Here is an 18,871-nt window from a genome sequence, read left to right on the forward strand (position 1 = left end):
AATGATATTGCTGTCGCAATATCAGGGCTTGCGGCGCGGTCATGGGCTAGGCTCGCGCTCCCGCGAACCCGAGCTCTCTGCCGATGAACCGCCTGCCGTTCCCGCCCGCCGTTGCCATCGCCGTCCTGGCCGCCGCCACGCTGTCCGCCTGCGCCGCCGCGCCGACGGCGCCCGCACCGGCCAAGCCGAAGAACGTCATCGTGATGATCAGCGACGGCGCCAGCTGGAACACCTGGGAGATGGCGGCCAACTTCCGCTCCGGCGCCCGCGCCAACGACCTGCCCGAGTACCAACTGCTGACCGAGCGCTGGGGCGTCACGACCTTCCCGCTGAACACCTCGACCAAGCCGACGCACGACGCGACGCCGCAGGTCAGCTACGACCCGGCGCGCGCCTGGGACCCGAGCCCGGTGGCGCCGGTGCCGGGCGATGCCTACGCCACCGCGATCGCCGGCTACCAGTACCTGAAGCGCCAGTACACCGACTCGGCCGCCGCCGGCACCGCGCTGGCCTCGGGCACCAAGACCTACAACAACGCGATCAACGTCGACAACTTCGGCCAGCCGCTGGACTTCGCGACGCGCATCGCGCACGCCGCCGGCAAGGCCACCGGCGTCGTCACCTCGGTGCCGCTGGCGCACGCGACGCCGGCGGCCTTCGGCGCGCGCAATGCCAGCCGCAGCCGCATGACTGAGCTCGCTCGTGACATGCTGCGCGACGGAAACCTCGACCTGATCATGGGCGCCGGCCATCCCGAGCACGACGGCAACGGCGCCAGCGTGCTCGGCCTGTCGGCCGCGGACTGCGCCGCGCGCACGGCCTGCGCCAAACGCTGGGACGTGCTCGCCGAGCCCGAGTGGCGCGAGCTGCGCGCCGGCACGCTGCGCCCGGCGGGTGCCGAACGGCCGTGGACGCTGGTCGAGGACCGCGCCGAGTTCGAACGCCTGGCCGCCGGCCAGCGCCGTGTCGACGGCCCGCTGCTCGGCATCCCGCGCGTGCGCTGGACGCTGCAGCAGGCGCGCGAGGAGGAAGTGCTGGGCGCCGACCCGGCGCAGCCCAGCGGCGTGCGCCGCATCGCCACGGTGCCCGACCTGGCGACGATGGCCGGCGCCGCGCTGCGCCACCTGGAGCGCGACCCCGACGGCCTGTTCCTGATGATCGAAGGCGGCGCCGTCGACTGGGCGGCGCACGCCAACCAGGCCGGCCGGCTGGTCGAGGAGCAGACCGAGTTCAACGCCGCGCTGGCCGTCGTCGAGGCCTGGATCGCCGCCCACGGCGGCTGGCAGCAGAACCTGCTGATCGTCACCACCGACCACGGCAATGCGATGCCGATGGGGCCGCAGTCCGACCGCGTCGCCTTCCAGGCCGTGCCCAACGGCGGCGCCGGCGTGCGCCCGGCGCCGCGTTTCTGGAGCGACAACCACACCAACGAGCTGGTGCGGCTGTGGGCGCGCGGGGCCGGCGCGGAGCGTTTCGCCGAGCATCTGCGCGGCCGCGACCCGCGTTTCGCCGAGGTCACCGGCCACAACGACGACGGCCGCTACGTCGACAACACCGACGTCTTCCGCGTCGTGAAGGCGGCGCTGGAGCGCTGATGCTTGCCGCCGCGCTGCTGCTGGCGGCAGCCGCCGGCGCGGCGCCGATCTGCCGCGACGGCGAGCGCCCGCCGCCGGCCTTCGTCGTCGTCTCGCCGGCCCTGGTCGACGACCCGGCGCACGGCCTGCAGTGGCAGCGCTGCCCCTGGGGCCAGACCGGCGAGCACTGCGCCGACGGTGCCGCGCGCCGGCTGAGCGCGATGCAGGCCCAGGACCTGGTCGCACGCCTGGCGCGCGAGGGCTGGTTGGGCCGCCACGACTGGCGGCTGCCGACACGCGCCGAGCTGCGCACGCTGGTCGACGGCCACTGCGTGGACCCGGCGATCGACGGCCGCGTCTTCCCGGCGACACCGCCGCTGTGGTTCTGGAGCGCCGACACCGAGCCGGGCAACGACTACGACGCCTGGGCCGTGGACTTCCGCAGCGGCGACGAGGTGCTCGACGACCGCAACCTGCCCAACGCGCTGCGGCTGGTGCGCCACCGGCGCTGATCAGGCCCGGCGCCGGCCGGCGATGCAGCCCGGCGCCAGGCCGAACTCGCGCCGGAACGCGGCCGCGAAATGGCTGAGGTTGGTGTAGCCCAGCTCCAGCGCGACGTCGGTGACACGCGCCTCGCCGGCCAGCAGCCGCCGCCGCGCCTCGTGCATGCGTTCGCGCTGGAACAGCGCGTAGGCGCTGCAGCCGAAGAGCGCACGAAAGCCGCGCTGCAGCCGCAGCACGCTCAGCCCGTGCGTGGCGGCCAGATCGGCCAGCAGCGGCGGCGCCGCCAGGTCGGAAAGCAGCCGGTCGCGCGCCTGCAGCAGGCGGCGGCGTTCATCGGCGCCCAGGTCCGCGGCCTCGCCGTCGCGCCGCGCCTCCAGGCACAGGCCGACGAAGGCCAGCGCCTGGCCCTGCAGCCACAGCGCATGGCGAGGCGGCGCGCCGGGTTGCAGCGCCTGGTGCAGCGACTGCGCCACGGCGTGCAGCTCGCGCCCGTGCAGGCCGTGGGCCAGGCAGTGGCCGTCGTCCAGCGCGCGTTGCAGTGCCCGGTCTTCGCCGGCCCAGGCGCGCAAGAGCGCCGGCCGCAGCATCACCGAGACGCTGCAGTACTCGCCGTGCTGCAGGAAGCGGCCGCGGCTGTCGGGGCCGTAGTGCAGGTGGCCGCGTGCGGCGGGGAAGTCGTGCTCTTCGCGGCGCCGGCCGTGTTCGATGCGGCAGCGGCTGCGCCCGCGCAGCGCGTAGCCGAAATGCACCGCGTCGCTGTCGTCGCGCAGCCGCAGCTCGCAGGGCGAATCGAAGCCGGCCTGCCAGCCCAGCAGGGCCACGCCCTCCTGCAGCCCAACGATCGACAGCCGTGACCAGGCGCCGCGGCCGAAGTCCAGCTGCTCGTGGCGCTCGAGCAGGTCCGAGGCCTCGACCTCGACGGGGTGGGGGGACGCGGCGTGGCTCATGGTGCGGCGGCATCGATCCGGGCGGAAGACGATGCGATTCGGGTGGCGACGCAAATGCGAATCACTATCATCTGAAGTTTACCGCCATCACCGCACCCGACCATGTCCGAGGCCGCCCAGCTAGCCGGTGTTCCGCAGACCATGCTGTGGACGCTGCACAACCGCGCCACCGAGGCCATCCGCCCCGACGGCTGGCTGCGCGACCCCGAGGCCGTGCGGCTGTACCGCAGCATCGCCTACGACTACGAAGCCCACTTCCGGCGCGCCGACGGCTCGCACGCGATGCGCTCGCTGATGTTCGACGAGGCGTTGCGTCCCTGGCTGGCCGCGCACCCCGGCGGCACCGTGGTCGAGCTCGGCTGCGGCCTGGAGACGCAGTTCCAGCGCTGCGACGACGGCCGTGTGAACTGGCTGTGCGTCGACCTGCCCGAGTCGATCGCGGTGCGCGAGCGTTTCCTGCCGCCGTCGCCGCGCTGCCGCCACCTCGCGCTGAGCGCGCTGGACACGCGCTGGATCGCCGAGGTCGATGCCGCGCGCGGCGTTTTCGTTTCGGCGCAGGGCCTGTTCATGTACTTCGACGAGGCCGAGGTGCGGCGCCTGTTCTGCGCCATCGTCGACGCCTTCCCCGGCGGCGAGCTGATGTTCGACGTCATCCCGCGCTGGTTCTCGCGCAAGACGATGCAGGGCCTGGACCTGACGCCGCACTACCGCGCGCCGCGCATGCCCTGGGGCATCAACCGCGACGAGATCGCGCCGCTGCTGCGCCTCTGGAGCCCGCGGCTGGCCTCGGTGCGCGAGGAACCCTATCGCCGCGTGCGCGGCTTTGCCGGCGCGCTGATGCCGGTGGTGGCGCCGCTGCCCTGGCTGGGCCGGCTGCTGCCGACGATCGTGCAGGTGCGCATCGCCGGCTGAGCGCCGCCGCGCGCCGCTGCCGCGCGCGCTCCCTTCATCGTTTCAGGAGTCCGTCTTGAACCTTCGACGCCGCCCGCTGCGGGCGCCCCGTCCGGCCGTGCTCGCCCTCGCGATCGCCGCCGCGGTCGCCGTGCCGGCCCGGGCCGAACAGATCATCGTCACCGCCAACAAGATCGAGGAGCGGCTGCAGGACGTGCCCGCCAGCATCACCGTGCTCGACGGCGAGGCGCTGGCGCAGCGCGGGCTGCACTCGATCGCCGACGTCGTGCGGCTGGTGCCCAACATGTCCTCGTCCTTCGTGTTCTCGGAGGAGGTCAACCTGCGCGGGCTCAACGCCTCGACCTTCACCAACCTGAACCCGGTGGTGCTCTACGTCGACGGCGTGCCGTACTCGAGCCGCTACGCCTACGACACGCTGCTCGAGGGCGTCGAGCGCGTGGAGGTGCTGCGCGGCCCGCAGGGCACGCTCTACGGCAAGGATTCGATCGGCGGCGTGATCAACGTCGTCACGCGCGCGCCGGGCCCGCGCTGGCAGGGGCGGGCCGGGGTCGAAGTCGCCAACCAGAGCGGCCGCGCCGCCGACTTCTCGCTGTCCGGGCCGCTGGCCGCGCCGGGCCTGACGCTGGCGCTGGCCGGCCGCGTCGCCGGTGACGACGGCTGGATCGACAACCACCATGGCGGCACGAGCGAAAACGCCAACGACCGCGCCGAGCGCCGCCTCGCACTGACGCTGGGCTGGGCGCCGAGCGAGCGCCTGGACATCAAGCTCGCGCTGACCCACGACGCCGACCGTCGCGACTGGATCGACGGTGGCCTGGCGCCCAGCGGCACCTCGTTCGCCGCCTACGACCGCGACGACGCCGAAAACGCCGACTACGACGTCGCCACGCGCACCAAGACCATCACCAACGCCCAGGCGCTGCGCCTGCGCTGGCGTCTGGGCGACGGCCGCGAGCTGAACGCGGTGACGACGCACAAGACGCTGGGCGTGCAGGGCGCCTACGACCGCGACTGGGGATCGCTGGCGCTCTACGACGGGCTCGAGCAGTTCCAGTACTCGCGCTTCGAGACCTGGACGCAGGAGCTGCGCCTGTCCGGCGGCGCGCCCGGCGGCACCCGCTGGGTCACCGGCGTCTATGCCGAGCGCGACCGCTACCGCAACACGCGCTACGGCATGCAGTACCCGGGCGAGGCGATGGGCGAGCCTTTCGGCCCCGGCGTCGACCTGGACCTGGACGATCCGTCGACGACACGCACCACCACCGCCGCGGTCTTCGGCCAGGCCGTCGTCGCGCTCGCCCCGCGCTGGGAGCTGACGCTGGGCGCGCGGGCGCAGACCGTGGACAAGGCCTTCGTCTCCGACTACCGCCTCGGGCCGGTGGGCGGCAGCGGCGCGACGGTCTACGCGCTCGACGCCGAGCACCGCTGGAACGCGCTGCTGCCCAAGGCCGCGCTGCGCTGGCAGGCCACGCCCGAGTGGAGCGTCTGGGCTTCGGTCGCCAAGGGCTACATCCCCGGCGGCTACAACTTCTGGACCTCCAGCGCCGTCGAGTCCGAGAACCGCTTCGAGCCGCAGACCTCGCTGAACTACGAGCTCGGCCTGCGTTCGGCACCGGGCCGGCTGCAGCTGTCGGCGGCGCTGTTCTACCTGGACATCCGCGACATCCACGTCTACTCGTACGACGCCGGCAGCGGCCAGATCTTCACCTCCAACGCCGGCCGCGGCCACTCCTACGGTGCCGAGCTGGAGGCCAATTACGTGCTCTCCGACCGCTGGGAGCTCGACGCCGCGCTCGGCGCCACGCACGCGGTCTACGACGAGCACGGCAGCGACGCGGCCGAGGGCGCGAACATCGAGCGCACGCCGTCGTACACGCTGGCCGTCGGCCTGCAGTATCACGACGCCGACGGGCGCTACGCGCGCGTCGACCTGCGCGGCCAGGGCCGGCGCTGGTTCGACGCCGCCAACACCCGGCGCAGCGGCGCCTGGACCGCGGTCGACCTGCGCGCCGGCTGGCAGCGCGGCGCCTGGGACGTCTACGCCTGGGTGCGCAACGCCGGCGACAAGCAGGTCGTCAGCAGCGTCAGCGAGATGGACGTCGGCGACCTCGTCGTCTACGGCGAACCGCGGCGCTTCGGCCTCGGCGCGCGCTGGCGCTTCTGATGGCCGCCGCCGAACACGCGCGCCCGCCCTGGGCGCTGCTGCTGAGCCTGTACACGACGCAGTACCTGGCACCGGGCTTCTTCATGGTCGCGCTGGTGGCCATCCTCCGCCGCGCCGGCATGCCGCTGGAGCAGCTCGGCGCGATCTACCTGCTGGGCCTGTTCTGGGTCCTGAAGTTTCTCTGGGCGCCCTGGGTCGACCGCCTGTCCTTCGGCCGCTGGGGCCATGAACGCGGCTGGCTGCTGCTGGCCCAGGCCGGCATGGTGCTCGCGCTGCTGGCGATGGCGCCGCTGGACCCGGTGCAGGACTTCAGCCGGGTGCTGGCCGGCTGCGTCGTCGTCGGCGCGCTGTCGGCGACGCAGGACCTGGCCGCCGACGCGCTCGCCTGCCGCCGTCTCGCGCCGTCCGACCGCGCGCTGGGCAACGCGATCCAGGCCGCCGGCGGCCTGCTCGGCAACCTGCTCGGGGCCGGCGCGGTGCTGGTGCTCTACGAGCGCATCGGCTGGGCCGGCGCGATGGCCTTGCTGGCTGCCGGCACCGCCGTCACCTGGGTGCAGCTGCTGGCGCTGCGCGAGCCGCCGCAGCCGCGTGTGCCGCCCGAGCGTGCCGGGCTGCGCGCCAGCGTCGTCGGCCTGTGGCGCCGCCCGCAGGGCGCCCGCTGGCTGGCGATGCTGGCGCTGTACCCGGTGGGCGTCAGCATGGCCTATGCGCTGCTGACGCCGCTGCTGGCCGACGCCGGCTGGTCGCTGGAAGGCATCGGCTGGGTGGTCAACGGCCTGGGGTCGCTGCTGGGCATCGTCTCGGCACTGGCCACCGGCTGGCTGATCCGCCGCGGCGGGCGCCGCCGGGCGCTGGTCGTCGCCGCGGCGCTGCAGGTGCCCGGCGTGCTGGCGCTGCTGCCGCTGGTCGGCGGCGACAGCGGCACCGGCGCGGCGCTGGCCGGCGCCGGGCTGCTGTTCCTGTTCTACAACCCGGCGCTGGTCGTGATGTCCACGCTGATGATGGACCGCGTCGACCCGGCGCGCCCGGCCACCGACTACGCGCTGCAGTACGGCCTGTTCCTGGGCTTCGCCACCGTGGTCACCGGCGGCGCGACGGCGCTGGCCGGCGTGCTGGGCTACGGCACGGTGCTCGCGCTGGCGGTGCTGGCCGCGCTGGCGGCCGTGCCGCTGGCGCTGACGACCAACGCCGGCCTTGCCGGCCCCCAGGAGCCCGCCGCGCGGGCCGCGACCCGATGAACGAGAGCCCCGAAACCGCCACCGGCGCGCGCGCCGCGTGGGCGATCATGGACCCGGTGCGCGGGCGAATCCACGCCGCGATGGCCGTCGCCGCGGCCTGCGTGCTGCTGGGCATGGCGGCGCTGGCGGCGCTGGCGCTGGCCGTGCAGGCGCTGCTGCACGCGCCCGGCCACTGGCCCGCCGGCCCGCTGCTGGCGGCTGCCGTCTGCACCGTCGGTGCCTACGTGCTGCGGTTGCACGCCTTCAACCGCTCGCACTACGCCGCGTTCCGCCTGGAGACGCTGCTGCGCACGCGGCTGGCCGAGCACGTCGCGCGGCTGCCGCTGGGCGAGGTGCAGCGCCTGGGCCCGAGCGCGCTGGCCAAGGTGGTGCAGGACGACGTCAAGGCGCTGCACGTTTTCGTCGCCGACAGCACGCCGCTGTATGCGCGTGCCTACGTCGCGCCGGTGGCGACGCTGCTGGCGCTGCTGCTGCTGGACTGGCGCCTGGCGCTGGGCGCGCTGGCGGTGCTGGCCTTCGGCGTCGCGGTGATGTCGCTGGCGATGCGCGGGCGCGGCGAGATGTCGCGCCGCTATCACGCCGCGCGCGAGCAGGTCGGCGCCGCGGTCGTCGAGTTCGTGCAGGCGATGCCGGTGGTGCGCAGCTTCGACACCGGGCGCAGCACCTTCGGCCGCTACGAGCGGGCGCTGGCCGCCTACCTGGCGATGCTGACCGACTGGTACCGCGCCGCCGGCTTCAGCGCGCGTTTCGCGCTGGCCGTGCTGGGGCCGCTGCCGACGCTGCTGGCGCTGTTCGCGCTCGGGCTGTGGCTGTGGCCGGACCTGGCCTTCGAGCGCTGGCTGGCGCTGCTGCTGCTGGGCACCGGCATGGCCGAGGCGCTGATGCCGCTGATGTCGCTGATGCACCTGGTCGACAAGGCCAGGCTCAGCGTCGACCGCATCCACCAGGTGCTGGCGCTGGCGCCGCTGCCGCTGCCGGCCACGGGCCGGGTGCCGCAGGACGCCAGCGTTGAGTTCGACGGCGTGTGCTTCGCGTACGACACGGCCTCGGCAGCGGCGCTGGAGGCGGTGAGCTTTCGTGTCGCGCCGGGCAGCGTGACGGCGCTCGTCGGCCCGTCGGGAGCCGGCAAGACGACGGTGGCGCGGCTGATCCCGCGCTTCTGGGACGTGCAGCGCGGCGCGGTGTGTGTCGGCGGCGTCGACGTGCGCGAGATGACGCCGCAGGCGCTGATGGCCCAGGTGGCCTTCGTCTTCCAGGACGCCTTCCTGTTCGCCGGCAGCGTCGCCGACAACATCCGCCTGGGCCGGCCCGAGGCCACGCTCGACCAGGTGCAGGCGGCCGCGCGCGCGGCGCAGGCGCACGACTTCGTCGCCGCGCTGCCGCAGGGCTACGACACGCCGGTCGGCGAACGCGGCGTCTTCCTGTCCGGCGGCCAGCGCCAGCGGCTGACGATCGCGCGCGCCATCCTGCAGGACCGGCCGATCCTGGTGCTCGACGAGGCCACGGCCTTCGCCGACCCGGAGAACGAGGCGGCGATCGTGCAGGCGCTGTCGGCGCTGATGCGCGGGCGCACGGTCATCATGGTCGCGCACCGGCTGGCGACGATCCGCGATGCCGACCAGATCCTGGTCTTCGAGCGCGGCCGCCTCGTCGAGGCCGGCCGTCACGACGAACTGCTGCCGCGCGCCGGGCTCTACGCCCGGCTGTGGCAGCACCACGAGCGCGCCCAGCACTGGGCGCTGCGCGCCGGCCACGCAGCCGGGGAGGGCGCACGATGAGTTCCGCACACGCCGGGCTGCGGCCCACGCCCTGGATCGACACCTACCGCCAGCTGCTGCGCAGCGCCGGGGCGCAGGCGCCGGCGCTGCGCGCCAGCCTTGCCGGGCTGGTGGCCGCCGCTGCGCTGCAGGGGCTGGCGCTGGCCTGCGCCTACCCGCTGCTGCAGGCGCTGCTGACGCTGGGCGACGCGCGCGCCGCCTGGGGCTGGCTGGGTGCGATGGCGGCGCTGGGGCTGGCGTCGACGGCGCTGCGCTGGCGTGCCCAGGGTTTCGACTACGACGGCCGCATGGCGCTGACGACGCACGAGCTGCGCACCCGGCTGGGCGAGCAGCTGCGCCGCATGCCGCTGCTGCAGCTGCAGGACCGGCGCAGCGGCGAGGTCCACGCGATGCTGCTGGGCAACGTCGACGAGAACCTGAACTACACGCTGACCATCGTCAACCTGGTCGCCGTCGCGCTGGTCACGCCGCTGGCCGCGGCGCTGGCGGTCTTCGCCTTCGACTGGCGGCTGGCGCTGGCGCTGCTGCTGGTGTTCCCGGCGATCGTGCCGCTGTACCGCTGGCGCCGGCCGGCCTTCGGCCGCGGCATGCGCGCGCTGGGCGCCGCGCACGCGCGCAGCGCCGCCGACACGCTGGAATACATGCAGGGTCTGCCCGCGCTGCGCGCCGCCTGCTGCGACGGCGAACGGGCGACGGCGCTGTGCGCCGGCTTCGCCGAGCTCGAACGGCTGCAGACCCTGGGCCAGCGCAAGGGCAGCAAGCCCAACGTGCTCATCGCCAGCGTCGTCGAGCTGGGCCTGCTGGCGATCGCCGCGGCGGGCGCCGCGTGGGTGGCTGCGGGCACGCTGGACCTGGCGCTGCTGGCCGCGACGCTGGTGCTGGTCGTGCGTTTCGCCGGGCCGTTGTCGGACTTCGTCGCCTACACCGCGATCTTCGAGCTGATCGAGGCCGCGCTGGAGCGCATCGACGCGCTGATGGCGGTGCAGCCGCTGCCGCAGCAGCAGCCGGAGCGGCGGCCCGAGGGCCACGAGCTGCGGCTGGAGGGTGTGGGCTTCGCCTATCCGGACGGCACGCCGGTGCTGCGCCGCGTCGACGTCGTGCTGCCCGAGCGCAGCATGACGGCCGTCGTCGGCCCCTCGGGCTCGGGCAAGTCGACGCTGCTGCGGCTGCTGCTGCGCCACGCCGACCCGCAGCAGGGCCGCATCCTGATGGGCGGCGTGGACCTGCGCGCCATTCCCGCCGAGACGCTGAACGCGCAGGTCTCGGTGGTGTTCCAGGACGTCTACCTGTTCGACGACACCGTGCTCGCCAACATCCGCATGGCGCGGCCCGAGGCCGGCGACGAGGACGTGCGCGCCGCGGCGCGCGCGGCGCAGTGCCTGGACTTCATCGAGCGCCTGCCGCAGGGCTGGCAGACGCGGCTGGGCGAGATCGGCGCGCGCCTGTCCGGCGGCGAGCGCCAGCGCATCTCGATCGCGCGCGCGCTGCTGAAGGACGCGCCGATCGTCGTGCTCGACGAGCCGACCGCGGCGCTGGACACCGAGAGCGAGCTCGCGGTGCAGCGCGCCATCGACCATCTGGTGCGCGAGCGCAGCGTCATCGTCATCGCCCACCGGCTGTCGACCATCGCCGCGGCCGACCGCATCCTGGTGCTCGACGAAGGCCGGCTGGTGCAGCAGGGGCGGCACGAGGAACTGCTGGCGCAGCCCGGTCGTTACGCCGCGATGTGGCAGGCGCAGCAACAGGCCAAGGCCTGGCACGTCGGCGCGGTCTGAGCCCGGACGCTGTCGCGGCGGCGCGACAAGGTACACGCTGTCATGGCTCCAGATCGTAAATGCGACGCAGTCGCATTACAGTTCGCGGCCGCCTGATCGAGGCGAGACCGTCCGAACCGATGCCCACGACCTTCGCTTCCCGCTCCCCGCGCCTGGCCCTGCTCGCCGCAGCCGCCCTGCTGGCGCTGCAGGCCCAGGCCCAGACCGCCGAACCCGCGGCCGCCGCCGCCTCCGAGCCTGAATCGGCCACGCTGCCGGCGATCAAGGCCACCGGCCGCGCCGAGACCGCCACTTCGCCGGTCTCGGGCTACACCGCCCGCCGCAGCGCCACGGCGACACGCACCGACACGCCGCTCAACGAGATTCCGCAGTCGATCAGCGTCATCAGCGCCGAGCAGATCCGCGACCAGAACGCGCAGACCATGCAGGCGGTGCTGCGCTACACGCCCGGCGTCAACGCCGACGTCTACGGCCTGGACAACCGCGGCGACTGGTTCTCGCTGCGCGGCGGCAGCCAGGGCTCGACGCTGCTCGACGGCCTGCGCCGCCCGCTGACCAACTGGTACGGCGTCGTGCGCGACGAGCCTTACGCCTTCGAGCGTGTCGAGGTGCTGCGCGGCCCGGCCTCGGTGATGGCCGGCCAGAACGGCCCCGGCGGTGTCGTCAACCTGGTCAGCAAGCGTCCGCAGCCCGACGCCGGCAACGAGGTCTCGGTGCAGTTGGGCAACCACGACCACAAGCAGGTCGCCGCCGACCTCAACGGCGTGTTCGGCGACGACGGCCGCCTGGCCTGGCGCCTGCTCGCGCTGCACCGCGACAGCGGCACCCAGGTCGAGTACGCCGACGTCGAGCGCACGCTGTTCGCGCCGTCCATCGCCTGGAAGCTCACGCCCGACACCCGGCTGTGGGTCTACGCCCAGTACCAGAAGGACGAGAGCGGCAGCACCGAAGGCTTCTTTCCGCTGGAAGGCACGCTCTACGACGGCCCGAACGGCAAGATCCCGGTCGAGCGTTTCGTCAGCGAACCCGGCTGGGACACTTACGGCGGCCACCGCTGGCGCTTCGGCTGGGAGCTTGAGCAGCGCCTGACCGACGACTGGACGTTGACCCAGCGCCTGCGCCGCGACGTCGTCGAAGGCCGCCACCGCAGCCTCTACGCCAACTACTGGGAAGGCTTTCTCGCCGACGGCCGCTCGCTGAACCGCACCTGGTACGCCAGCGACGACTCGGGCGGCATCACCAACGCCGACCTCTTCGTCACCGGCAAGTTCCAGACCGGCGGCGTGCAGCACACGCTGCTGGCCGGCATCGACGCGATGCGCCAGCGCGCCAGCCGGCTGTACTGGACCGGCGCGGCCAGCGCGCTGGACGTCTACACGCCGACCTACGGCCAGTGGACGCCGCCGACGCTGACGCGGGCCAACACCGACCCCAGCTACACCGGCTCCAGCGGCACCGACCAGTGGGGCGTCGTGCTGCAGGACCAGATGAAGATCGGCGCACGCTGGGTGCTGACCGGCAGCCTGCGCCACGACCGCACGACGACGCTGGCCGAAGGCAGCGAGGACCTGAAGGTCAACGCCACCAGCCGCAGCGTCGGCGCGGTCTACCTCGCCGACGGCGGCATCTCGCCCTATGTCAGCTACTCCGAGTCCTTCGAACCGCAGGGCGCCAGCGAGACCGGCTCGGCCTTTCAGCCGCTGCGCGGCAAGCAGGTCGAGGCCGGGCTGAAGTGGCAGCCGGCGACGCTGCCGCTGACCGCCAGCGCCGCGGTCTACCGGCTCAAGGAGAGCGGCCGCGTCGAGGACGGCGACACGCCGGGCACGACGCGCCAGCTCGGCGACGTCGAGGTGCGTGGTGCCGAGCTCGAGCTGCGTGCCGACCTCGCCGCCTGGCAGCTGATCGCCTCCTGGACGCGCACGCGCAGCGAAGACACCGAGACCGGCGCGCGCCTGGCCAACGTGCCGGAGAACACCGGCTCGCTGTGGGCGGTGCACCGGCTCGACGCCTACGGCCTGCCGCGTGTGCGCGCCGGCTTCGGCGTGCGCCACATCGGCCCGGCCTGGGACGGCTACGACACGCTGCGCACCGCGCCGGTGACGGTGATGGACGCGATGCTCGGCTGGGACATCCAGCGCTGGGCTTTCGCGCTGAACGTCACCAACCTCGCAGACAAGACCTACTTCGCCGCCTGCCTGAACCGCGGCGACTGCTGGTACGGCACCAAGCGCGAGTTCGTCATGACGGCCTCGTACCGCTGGTAGCGGGCAAGGGCGGCCTGCCAGGAGTCTGCGCTGCAGAACCGATCCCCACGGCGATGGCGCTGAACTGGCGGCGCATGGCGCTGCTCGGCGCGGCCCGAGTGGCGGAGAACCGCTCGTCGGACTGACCGGAGCCTCCCTCGTGGAGGGAGGCTGGAGGGAGCCGTCGAACGAGCGGGAGCACCCTCCTGGAGGGGGCTCGGGGGAGCCGTGCGTAAAGCCGCAGGCTAGGAGGCGGCGCGGCTTCTGCCGCGCGGCCTCCTAGTAATGCGGCGGGAGTTCTTCCCGCAGGCTGCGCCAGGTCGCCGGCTCGGCCGACGCGCCCTGGCGCTTCAGTTCGACCAGTTCCTTGGTCAGCAGGTCGATCTGCTGCTGCTGGCGCACGACGACGGCGTCGAGCTTCTCCAGCAGGTCCTCGGTGAAGGCGAGCTTGATCTCGAGGTCTTCCAGGCGGCGCTCGACACGCGCCTCCTCGGCCCGGGCCCGGCTCGTCGTGGCCATGCGGCTCAGAGACCGCCGCCGCCTTCGCGGGCGATGGTCTCGTTCAGGTCTTCGGCGGTGGTGCCGGGCAGCGCCACCTGCAGGATCTCGGGCGCCGCGGCGTCGGCGCGCTGCCACTCGAACTTCACCTGCGGCAGGCCGCCGTCGGTGTCGAGCGCGAAGCCGGCGAAGCGGATGTAGCGCGCCTGCGCGAGCGCGGCCTTCAGCGCCGGCTCGCAGTTGGCGATCAGCGGGCCGCTGATCAGCTCGTCCATCGGAATGTCGGCGAACTGCTCGGCGATGCCGTCCAGGAATTCTTGGTCCATGCCCATGTCCTCGTGAAGGCGCGCATTGTCCGCGCGCCGCGGCGGCGACGCCACCGCCCGGGACATCAGACGCCGAGCGGCATGCCCGGGCGCAGCGGCAGGATCGAACGCACGACGGCCTCGCGGCGCAGCGCGCGGCGGTGCAGCCGGCCGTGCAGCTCCGCGGCCTCGGCGGCGCCGAAGCGGCGGCAGGCCAGCAGCCGCTGGGCGTGGGTGTGGAACTCCTCGGCGCGGTCGTCGATGGCCAGCCAGTCGGCGTCCTCGGCGTCGGCCTGGCGCAGCCAGTCGAGGATCTCGTCCTCGCGCCCCGGGCGCGACTGCGCCAGCGCACCGTAGATCGGCGTCGTGCCGAGGATGCGGCCGTGCAGCGGCGCGCTGAACGGCGCGCGCAGGCGGTCGATCGTCGTCCAGTGCCGGCGCTCGTCGGCCAGCACCACGCGCAGCTGCGGCCAGGCCTGCAGCACGGCTTCGAAGCCCGGCAGGCCGCCTTGGCCGTCGTCGGCGTCGGCCAGGCTCGTCAGGCATTCGGTGTTCACGAAGATCAGCATCGGGCGCGCCTCCAGGACCCTCGATGCTGGGCCTGCCAGATGGCAGTGCCGTGAACGCAGCATGACAGGGGATGCCCCGATGCGGTGCGGCGTTTTGACTTCGGTCAGGAGCCGGCGACGCCGCCCGCGCCACGCGCGCACGCGCTGTGAGACCATCGCCGGCCTCATGTTCAAGCCCTGGCTCGCCCACTATCCCGACGGCATCCCGTCGGAGATCGACGTCGACTGCCATGCGTCGCTGGTCGACGCGATGGCCGACGCCTGCTCCCGTTTCGCCGACCTGCCCGCGCTGTGGTCGATGGGGCGGTCGATGACCTACCGCCAGCTCGACGAGGCGAGCCTCGCGTTCGCCGCCTGGCTGCAGCACGACGCCGGCCTGGCGCGCGGCGAACGTGTCGCGCTGATGATGCCCAACCTGATGCAGTACCCGGTGGCGCTGCTGGGCGTGCTGCGTGCGGGGCTGGTGGTCGTCAACGTCAACCCGCTGTACACGCCGCGCGAGCTGGAGCACCAGCTGCAGGACTCGGGCGCCGCGGCCATCGTCGTGCTGGAGAACTTCGCCGCCAAGCTGGAGCAGGTGGTCGCGGCGACGCGGCTGCGCGCCATCGTCACCACCGGCGTCGGCGACCTGCTCGGCTTCAAGGGCCCTCTCGTCAACGCCGTCGTGCGCCACGTGAAGAAGCTGGTGCCGGCCTGGCATCTGCCGGGCGCGGTGAGCTTCAACCAGGCGCTGGCCGCCGGCCGCCGCCGGCCGCTGTCGCCGGTGACGCTGGGCCACGACGACCTCGCCTTCCTGCAGTACACCGGCGGCACCACCGGCGTCGCCAAGGGCGCGATGCTGACCCAGGGCAACGTGCTGGCCAACGTGCTGCAGGTCTCGGCCTGGCTCGCGCGCGACCTGCAGGACGGCCGCGAGACCGTCGTGCTGCCGCTGCCGATGTACCACGTGTTCGCGCTGATGGCGTCCTTCGTCTTCCTGCGCAAGGGCGCGAAGCTGGTGCTGATCGCCAACCCGCGCGACATGGGCGACATGCTGAAGACGCTGCAGGCGGTGCCGTTCTCCGGCATCGTCGGCGTCAACACGCTGTACCGCGCGCTGCTCGACGCACCGGGCTTCGCCAAGGTCGACCTGAGCGGGCTGAAGCTCGCGGTGGCCGGCGGCATGGCGGTGCAGCACATCGTCGCCCAGCGCTGGCGCGAGCGCGCCAAGGTGCCGCTGGTCGAAGGCTACGGCCTGACCGAGGCCTCGCCGGTGGCGATCGCCAACCCGGTCGACGTGCACGAGTGGAGCGGCACGATCGGCGTGCCGATCCCCAGCACCGAGGTCGTCATCGCCGACGACGAAGGCCGCGTGCAGCCGACCGGCAGCGTCGGCGAGATCCGCTTGCGCGGCCCGCAGATCATGCGCGGCTACTGGCAGCGCCCCGAGGAGACGGCCGAGGTGCTGACCGCCGACGGCTGGCTGCGCACCGGCGACATGGGCACGATGGATGAGGAAGGCAACATCCGCATCACCGACCGCAAGAAGGACATGATCGTCGTCTCGGGCTTCAAGGTCTTCCCGAACGAGGTCGAGGACGTGCTGGCGATGCACCCCGGGGTGCAGGAAGCCGGCGCGGTGGGCGTGCCCGACGACCGTTCGGGCGAGGCCGTCAAGGTGGTCGTCGTGCGTCACGACCCCGAGCTGACCGAACGCGAGCTGCTGGCGCACTGCCGCCAGCACCTGACCGGCTACAAGATGCCGCGCCACATCGAGTTCCGCGACCAGCCGCTGCCGCGCACCAACATCGGCAAGATCCTGCGCCGCGAACTGCGCGACACGCCCAAGCCGGCGCCGAAGGCCGAAGAGTCCGCCTGAGTCAGCCGCCCAGGCCCAGCACCTGGGTCGCGAAGTAGACGGCGCCCTTGACCATCGCCCAGACGACGCCCGAGACGACGACGGCGGCGACGACCGAGACCGCGGCGCCGGCGATCACCCAGACGCCGTCGCGCTCGAGCACGCCGAGCGCGAACAGGCTGACCGCCAGCGCCGGCAGCATGTTGCCCAGCGGCACCGGCAGCAGCACGATCACCGACAGCAGCAGGCACAGCAGGCCGATCAGGTACTCCATCGGCGGCGCCGCCAGCGCGCTCCAGCGCGGCTTGAGCAGGCGCTCGGCGCGCGCCAGCCACGGCGCGACACGCACGATCAGCTGGGCGAAGTCGGCGCGCGCCATCGAGCGCGAGGCGATGACTTTCGGCAGCCAGGGCTTCAGGCCGAAAGCCAGCTGAGCGGCGAGAAAGACCAGCGGCGCGCCCAGGATCGCCGAGGTGCCCGGCGGCATCGGCAGCACGTTCGGGAAAGCGAAGACGAAGAGCAGCGCGGCCAGCGCGCGGTCGCCGAGCGCGGCCAGCAGGTCGCCGACGGCGATGCGCTCGCGCGATTCGTCGTGGGCGAGCTGCTCCAGCATCGCCGAGAGCGGCAGGCGGTGGGGAGCGTCGTCGGCGTTCGAACGGGGCATCGGGGCAGGGCAGTCGGCGGGAGGCGTTGTTGTAACGGCTGACCGTGTCGACACCGCCCTGGCGCTCGCGCCGAAGGGACTTCCAGGCGCCGAGAACGTGGCGTGCACACCATTTCTGCGCTCGCGGGCTTGTGAATGAGAATGGTTCGCATTAGAGTGACATTCCTTCGCAACCGATGACACGACGATGCTGCAACCCGATCCCCGCGAGCCGCAGCGCCCCGGCGCCGAGACACCGGCCCGGCGCGCGACGCCGGCCGCCGCGCCGCGCCGCCCGCGCTGGCGCAGCGCCGACCTTTTCGGCGCCGCCGAGGAGATCGAGATCGAACACGGCGACGCGGTCTACCGCATGCGCATCACCTCGATGGGCAAGCTGATCCTGACCAAGTAGTCCCCGTTCCCTCGTCCACAGCACCAGCCAGCCTCGTCCGCCAGCACGTGCGCCCCCTCCCGCAGGAGCGTTCCGTGCACCACCCGACCGCCGTCTCCCGTCTTCTCCAGGGCCTGAAGCTGCCGCCGCCCGGCGTGCGTGCGCCGGCGCTGCGCCAGTGGCTGCGTGTCTTCGGCGACGCGCCGGCGGCCGCCGCCGCGCTGCAGCGCAGCGACGCCGCCGCGGTGCTGGGCGTGCGCGAAGCCGAACTCGTCGCCGCGCACGCCGGCTGCTTCGACCGCGCCGAGTCACCGCTGGCGGCGCGCCGGTTGCGGCCGCGCCGGCGCCAGATCGCCGAGGCCTTGCAGCGCTTCGGCGCCACGCGTTCGGTGGCCGGCCACCGCGCCTGCCGCGTCGAGCGCCTGGGCCCGGCCCGGGCGCCCGAACACTGGGCGCACGCGTTCGCGCTCGAACAGCGCACGCCCGAGGGCGCGCTGGCGCGCAGCCTGCAGTTCTTCGACGCCGCCGGCGACGCGCTCGCCGAGCTGACGCCGCTGGACGCCGCCGGCGTCGCCGCCTGGTTCGACCTCGTCGAGAGCTACGCCTGCTTCGAGCCGGCGCCGCGCCCGCTGGCCGCGCGCCGCGTGCGCGCCGCCCGTGCGCCGCTGGAGAGCGCCGACGCCGCGGCGCTGCGCCGCGCCTGGGCGACGATGCGCGGCGCCGACGGCTTCGACACGCTGCTCGCCCGTTTCGCGCTCGCGCCGGGCGCCGCCTGCCGGCTCGCCGGCCCCGACTTCGCGCGCCGTGTCGCGCCGACCAGCGCCCATGAACTGCTGGCCGCCGCGGCGCAGCAGGGCCTGCCGCTGTCGGTGCAGGTGCCGGGCGCCGGCGACTGCGGCGGCGACTGGCGCCAGGTGCGCCAGGCCCGCGGCTGGACCCAGGCCGACGGCGGCGGCGTGCGCCTGCATCTGCGCGAAGACGCGGTCGCCGAAGCCTGGCTGCTCGGCTGCCCGTCGCCCGGCGGCTGGCGCCAGACGCTGCTGCTGCTCGACGCCGCCGGCGCGCCGATCGCGCGCCTCGGCGAAGAAGCCACGGCCACGCGCGAGCGCTGCGGTTGGCGCCGCCTCGTCGCCCAGCTCGACGCGGAGGTGGACGCATGAGCGACGCCAAGCCCAAGGCCGCCGTCGTGCTGGCGCTGGCCCGCGCCGAAGCCGGCGCCGTCTTCCACGAACTGCAGCGCCGCGCCGACGCCGCCGAAGCCGACGCGATGCGGCTGCGTGCGCTGCTGATCCGCCGCGACACCGAGATCGCCCAGCTGCGCGACGAGCTGCGCCTGCTGCACGTCGAGACGCCCGATCTGCGCACCCGGCTCGAACTGGTGCGCGAGAACCGCCGCCAGGCCGAGCAGCTGGTCGCGCTGCGCCGCGCGCTGGGCGGCGGCGCCTGGCGCGCCGAGGCCCGCGTGCGGCCGGCCTTCGGCACCTGAACCGCTT

At 73.6% G+C, this 18,871-nt stretch carries 17 protein-coding genes; 12 read left to right on the forward strand and 5 right to left on the reverse strand.

The genetic code is table 11. The features are described 5' to 3' along the window. Nucleotides 1-83: 83 nt before the first annotated feature. A complete protein-coding gene (locus RGE_RS02905) occupies nt 84-1,595 on the forward strand; it encodes an alkaline phosphatase (protein WP_014426809.1) in 1,512 nt (503 codons plus the stop codon). Continuing rightward, nucleotides 1,595-2,086, forward strand: a complete 492-nt coding sequence (locus RGE_RS02910; RefSeq protein WP_014426810.1) for an Lcl C-terminal domain-containing protein — start codon at nt 1,595-1,597, stop codon at nt 2,084-2,086. The genes RGE_RS02905 and RGE_RS02910 overlap by 1 nt, the downstream gene beginning before the upstream one ends. On the opposite strand, the gene RGE_RS02915 is transcribed toward RGE_RS02910, so the two are convergent. Beyond that, nucleotides 2,087-3,025: a helix-turn-helix transcriptional regulator gene (locus RGE_RS02915; RefSeq protein ID WP_014426811.1), complete on the reverse strand. Its 939-nt coding sequence runs from the start codon at nt 3,023-3,025 to the stop codon at nt 2,087-2,089. Nucleotides 3,026-3,127: 102 nt separating this feature from the next. On the opposite strand from RGE_RS02915, the gene RGE_RS02920 reads away from it, so the two are divergent. The 6 genes from RGE_RS02920 to RGE_RS02945 all read left to right on the forward strand — a co-directional run bounded on the left by RGE_RS02920 (nt 3,128) and on the right by RGE_RS02945 (nt 13,156). Further along, nucleotides 3,128-3,937, forward strand: a complete 810-nt coding sequence (locus RGE_RS02920) for a class I SAM-dependent methyltransferase (RefSeq protein WP_014426812.1) — start codon at nt 3,128-3,130, stop codon at nt 3,935-3,937. A 55-nt stretch (nt 3,938-3,992) separates the two neighbouring features. Beyond that, nucleotides 3,993-6,101 carry a TonB-dependent receptor gene (locus RGE_RS02925; protein ID WP_052310963.1) on the forward strand — a complete coding sequence of 703 codons (2,109 nt, stop codon included), beginning with the start codon at nt 3,993-3,995 and terminating at the stop codon, nt 6,099-6,101. Next, a complete protein-coding gene (locus RGE_RS02930) occupies nt 6,101-7,339 on the forward strand; it encodes an MFS transporter (protein WP_014426814.1) in 1,239 nt (412 codons plus the stop codon). The genes RGE_RS02925 and RGE_RS02930 overlap by 1 nt, the downstream gene beginning before the upstream one ends. Then, entirely contained in the window at nt 7,336-9,117 is a 1,782-nt protein-coding gene (locus RGE_RS02935; RefSeq protein WP_014426815.1) for an ABC transporter ATP-binding protein, read from the forward strand. Before RGE_RS02930 ends, RGE_RS02935 begins: the two co-directional genes overlap by 4 nt. Further along, the gene (locus tag RGE_RS02940) at nt 9,114-10,892 is read left to right on the forward strand and encodes an ABC transporter ATP-binding protein (RefSeq protein WP_014426816.1); all 1,779 of its coding nucleotides are present in this window, start codon (nt 9,114-9,116) and stop codon (nt 10,890-10,892) included. Before RGE_RS02935 ends, RGE_RS02940 begins: the two co-directional genes overlap by 4 nt. A gap of 119 nt (nt 10,893-11,011) precedes the next feature. Then, the gene (locus RGE_RS02945) at nt 11,012-13,156 is read left to right on the forward strand and encodes a TonB-dependent siderophore receptor (protein WP_014426817.1); all 2,145 of its coding nucleotides are present in this window, start codon (nt 11,012-11,014) and stop codon (nt 13,154-13,156) included. 258 nt (nt 13,157-13,414) lie between these two features. On the opposite strand, the gene RGE_RS02950 is transcribed toward RGE_RS02945, so the two are convergent. From RGE_RS02950 to RGE_RS02960, 3 genes are all read right to left on the reverse strand, one after another. Beyond that, on the reverse strand, nt 13,415-13,654 hold the full coding sequence (locus RGE_RS02950; protein WP_014426818.1) for a SlyX family protein: 240 nt from the start codon (nt 13,652-13,654) through the stop codon (nt 13,415-13,417). Nucleotides 13,655-13,659: 5 nt separating this feature from the next. Then, entirely contained in the window at nt 13,660-13,959 is a 300-nt protein-coding gene (locus RGE_RS02955; RefSeq protein ID WP_148280109.1) for a hypothetical protein, read from the reverse strand. A 65-nt stretch (nt 13,960-14,024) separates the two neighbouring features. Beyond that, nucleotides 14,025-14,507: an HAD domain-containing protein gene (locus tag RGE_RS02960; RefSeq protein WP_014426820.1), complete on the reverse strand. Its 483-nt coding sequence runs from the start codon at nt 14,505-14,507 to the stop codon at nt 14,025-14,027. 166 nt (nt 14,508-14,673) lie between these two features. Between RGE_RS02960 and RGE_RS02965 the strand changes: the two genes are divergently transcribed. Further along, on the forward strand, nt 14,674-16,365 hold the full coding sequence (locus RGE_RS02965) for an AMP-binding protein (RefSeq protein ID WP_014426821.1): 1,692 nt from the start codon (nt 14,674-14,676) through the stop codon (nt 16,363-16,365). Nucleotide 16,366: 1 nt separating this feature from the next. Here the strand turns inward: RGE_RS02965 and RGE_RS02970 are convergent, their stop codons facing one another. Beyond that, the gene (locus RGE_RS02970) at nt 16,367-17,008 is read right to left on the reverse strand and encodes an exopolysaccharide biosynthesis protein (RefSeq protein WP_014426822.1); all 642 of its coding nucleotides are present in this window, start codon (nt 17,006-17,008) and stop codon (nt 16,367-16,369) included. Between the two features lie 187 nt (nt 17,009-17,195). Here RGE_RS02970 and RGE_RS02975 point away from each other — a divergent pair, with 187 nt between their 5' ends. The 3 genes from RGE_RS02975 (at nt 17,196) to RGE_RS02985 (ending at nt 18,864) form a co-directional block, all read left to right on the forward strand. Further along, on the forward strand, nt 17,196-17,399 hold the full coding sequence (locus RGE_RS02975; RefSeq protein ID WP_014426823.1) for a hemin uptake protein HemP: 204 nt from the start codon (nt 17,196-17,198) through the stop codon (nt 17,397-17,399). 74 nt (nt 17,400-17,473) lie between these two features. Further along, nucleotides 17,474-18,538: a ChuX/HutX family heme-like substrate-binding protein gene (locus tag RGE_RS02980; RefSeq protein ID WP_014426824.1), complete on the forward strand. Its 1,065-nt coding sequence runs from the start codon at nt 17,474-17,476 to the stop codon at nt 18,536-18,538. After that, on the forward strand, nt 18,535-18,864 hold the full coding sequence (locus RGE_RS02985) for a hypothetical protein (RefSeq protein ID WP_014426825.1): 330 nt from the start codon (nt 18,535-18,537) through the stop codon (nt 18,862-18,864). The genes RGE_RS02980 and RGE_RS02985 overlap by 4 nt, the downstream gene beginning before the upstream one ends. Nucleotides 18,865-18,871: the final 7 nt, after the last annotated feature.

Origin of the sequence: Rubrivivax gelatinosus IL144 (assembly GCF_000284255.1) — a bacterium.
GTDB lineage: Bacteria > Pseudomonadota > Gammaproteobacteria > Burkholderiales > Burkholderiaceae_C > Rubrivivax > Rubrivivax gelatinosus_A.

Bases quoted from the DNA above. Each gene is read 5' to 3' on its own strand.
- RGE_RS02945 (WP_014426817.1), top strand. From the start codon at position 11,012: ATGCCCACGACCTTCGCTTCCCGCTCCCCGCGCCTGGCCCTGCTCGCC.
- RGE_RS02920 (WP_014426812.1), top strand. From the start codon at position 3,128: ATGTCCGAGGCCGCCCAGCTAGCCGGTGTTCCGCAGACCATGCTGTGG.
- RGE_RS02930 (WP_014426814.1), top strand. From the start codon at position 6,101: ATGGCCGCCGCCGAACACGCGCGCCCGCCCTGGGCGCTGCTGCTGAGC.
- RGE_RS02985 (WP_014426825.1), top strand. From the start codon at position 18,535: ATGAGCGACGCCAAGCCCAAGGCCGCCGTCGTGCTGGCGCTGGCCCGC.
- RGE_RS02910 (WP_014426810.1), top strand. From the start codon at position 1,595: ATGCTTGCCGCCGCGCTGCTGCTGGCGGCAGCCGCCGGCGCGGCGCCG.
- RGE_RS02940 (WP_014426816.1), top strand. From the start codon at position 9,114: ATGAGTTCCGCACACGCCGGGCTGCGGCCCACGCCCTGGATCGACACC.
- RGE_RS02915 (WP_014426811.1), bottom strand. From the start codon at position 3,025: ATGAGCCACGCCGCGTCCCCCCACCCCGTCGAGGTCGAGGCCTCGGAC.
- RGE_RS02960 (WP_014426820.1), bottom strand. From the start codon at position 14,507: ATGCTGATCTTCGTGAACACCGAATGCCTGACGAGCCTGGCCGACGCC.
- RGE_RS02935 (WP_014426815.1), top strand. From the start codon at position 7,336: ATGAACGAGAGCCCCGAAACCGCCACCGGCGCGCGCGCCGCGTGGGCG.
- RGE_RS02955 (WP_148280109.1), bottom strand. From the start codon at position 13,959: ATGGACCAAGAATTCCTGGACGGCATCGCCGAGCAGTTCGCCGACATT.
- RGE_RS02965 (WP_014426821.1), top strand. From the start codon at position 14,674: ATGTTCAAGCCCTGGCTCGCCCACTATCCCGACGGCATCCCGTCGGAG.
- RGE_RS02950 (WP_014426818.1), bottom strand. From the start codon at position 13,654: ATGGCCACGACGAGCCGGGCCCGGGCCGAGGAGGCGCGTGTCGAGCGC.
- RGE_RS02905 (WP_014426809.1), top strand. From the start codon at position 84: ATGAACCGCCTGCCGTTCCCGCCCGCCGTTGCCATCGCCGTCCTGGCC.
- RGE_RS02970 (WP_014426822.1), bottom strand. From the start codon at position 17,008: ATGCCCCGTTCGAACGCCGACGACGCTCCCCACCGCCTGCCGCTCTCG.
- RGE_RS02975 (WP_014426823.1), top strand. From the start codon at position 17,196: ATGCTGCAACCCGATCCCCGCGAGCCGCAGCGCCCCGGCGCCGAGACA.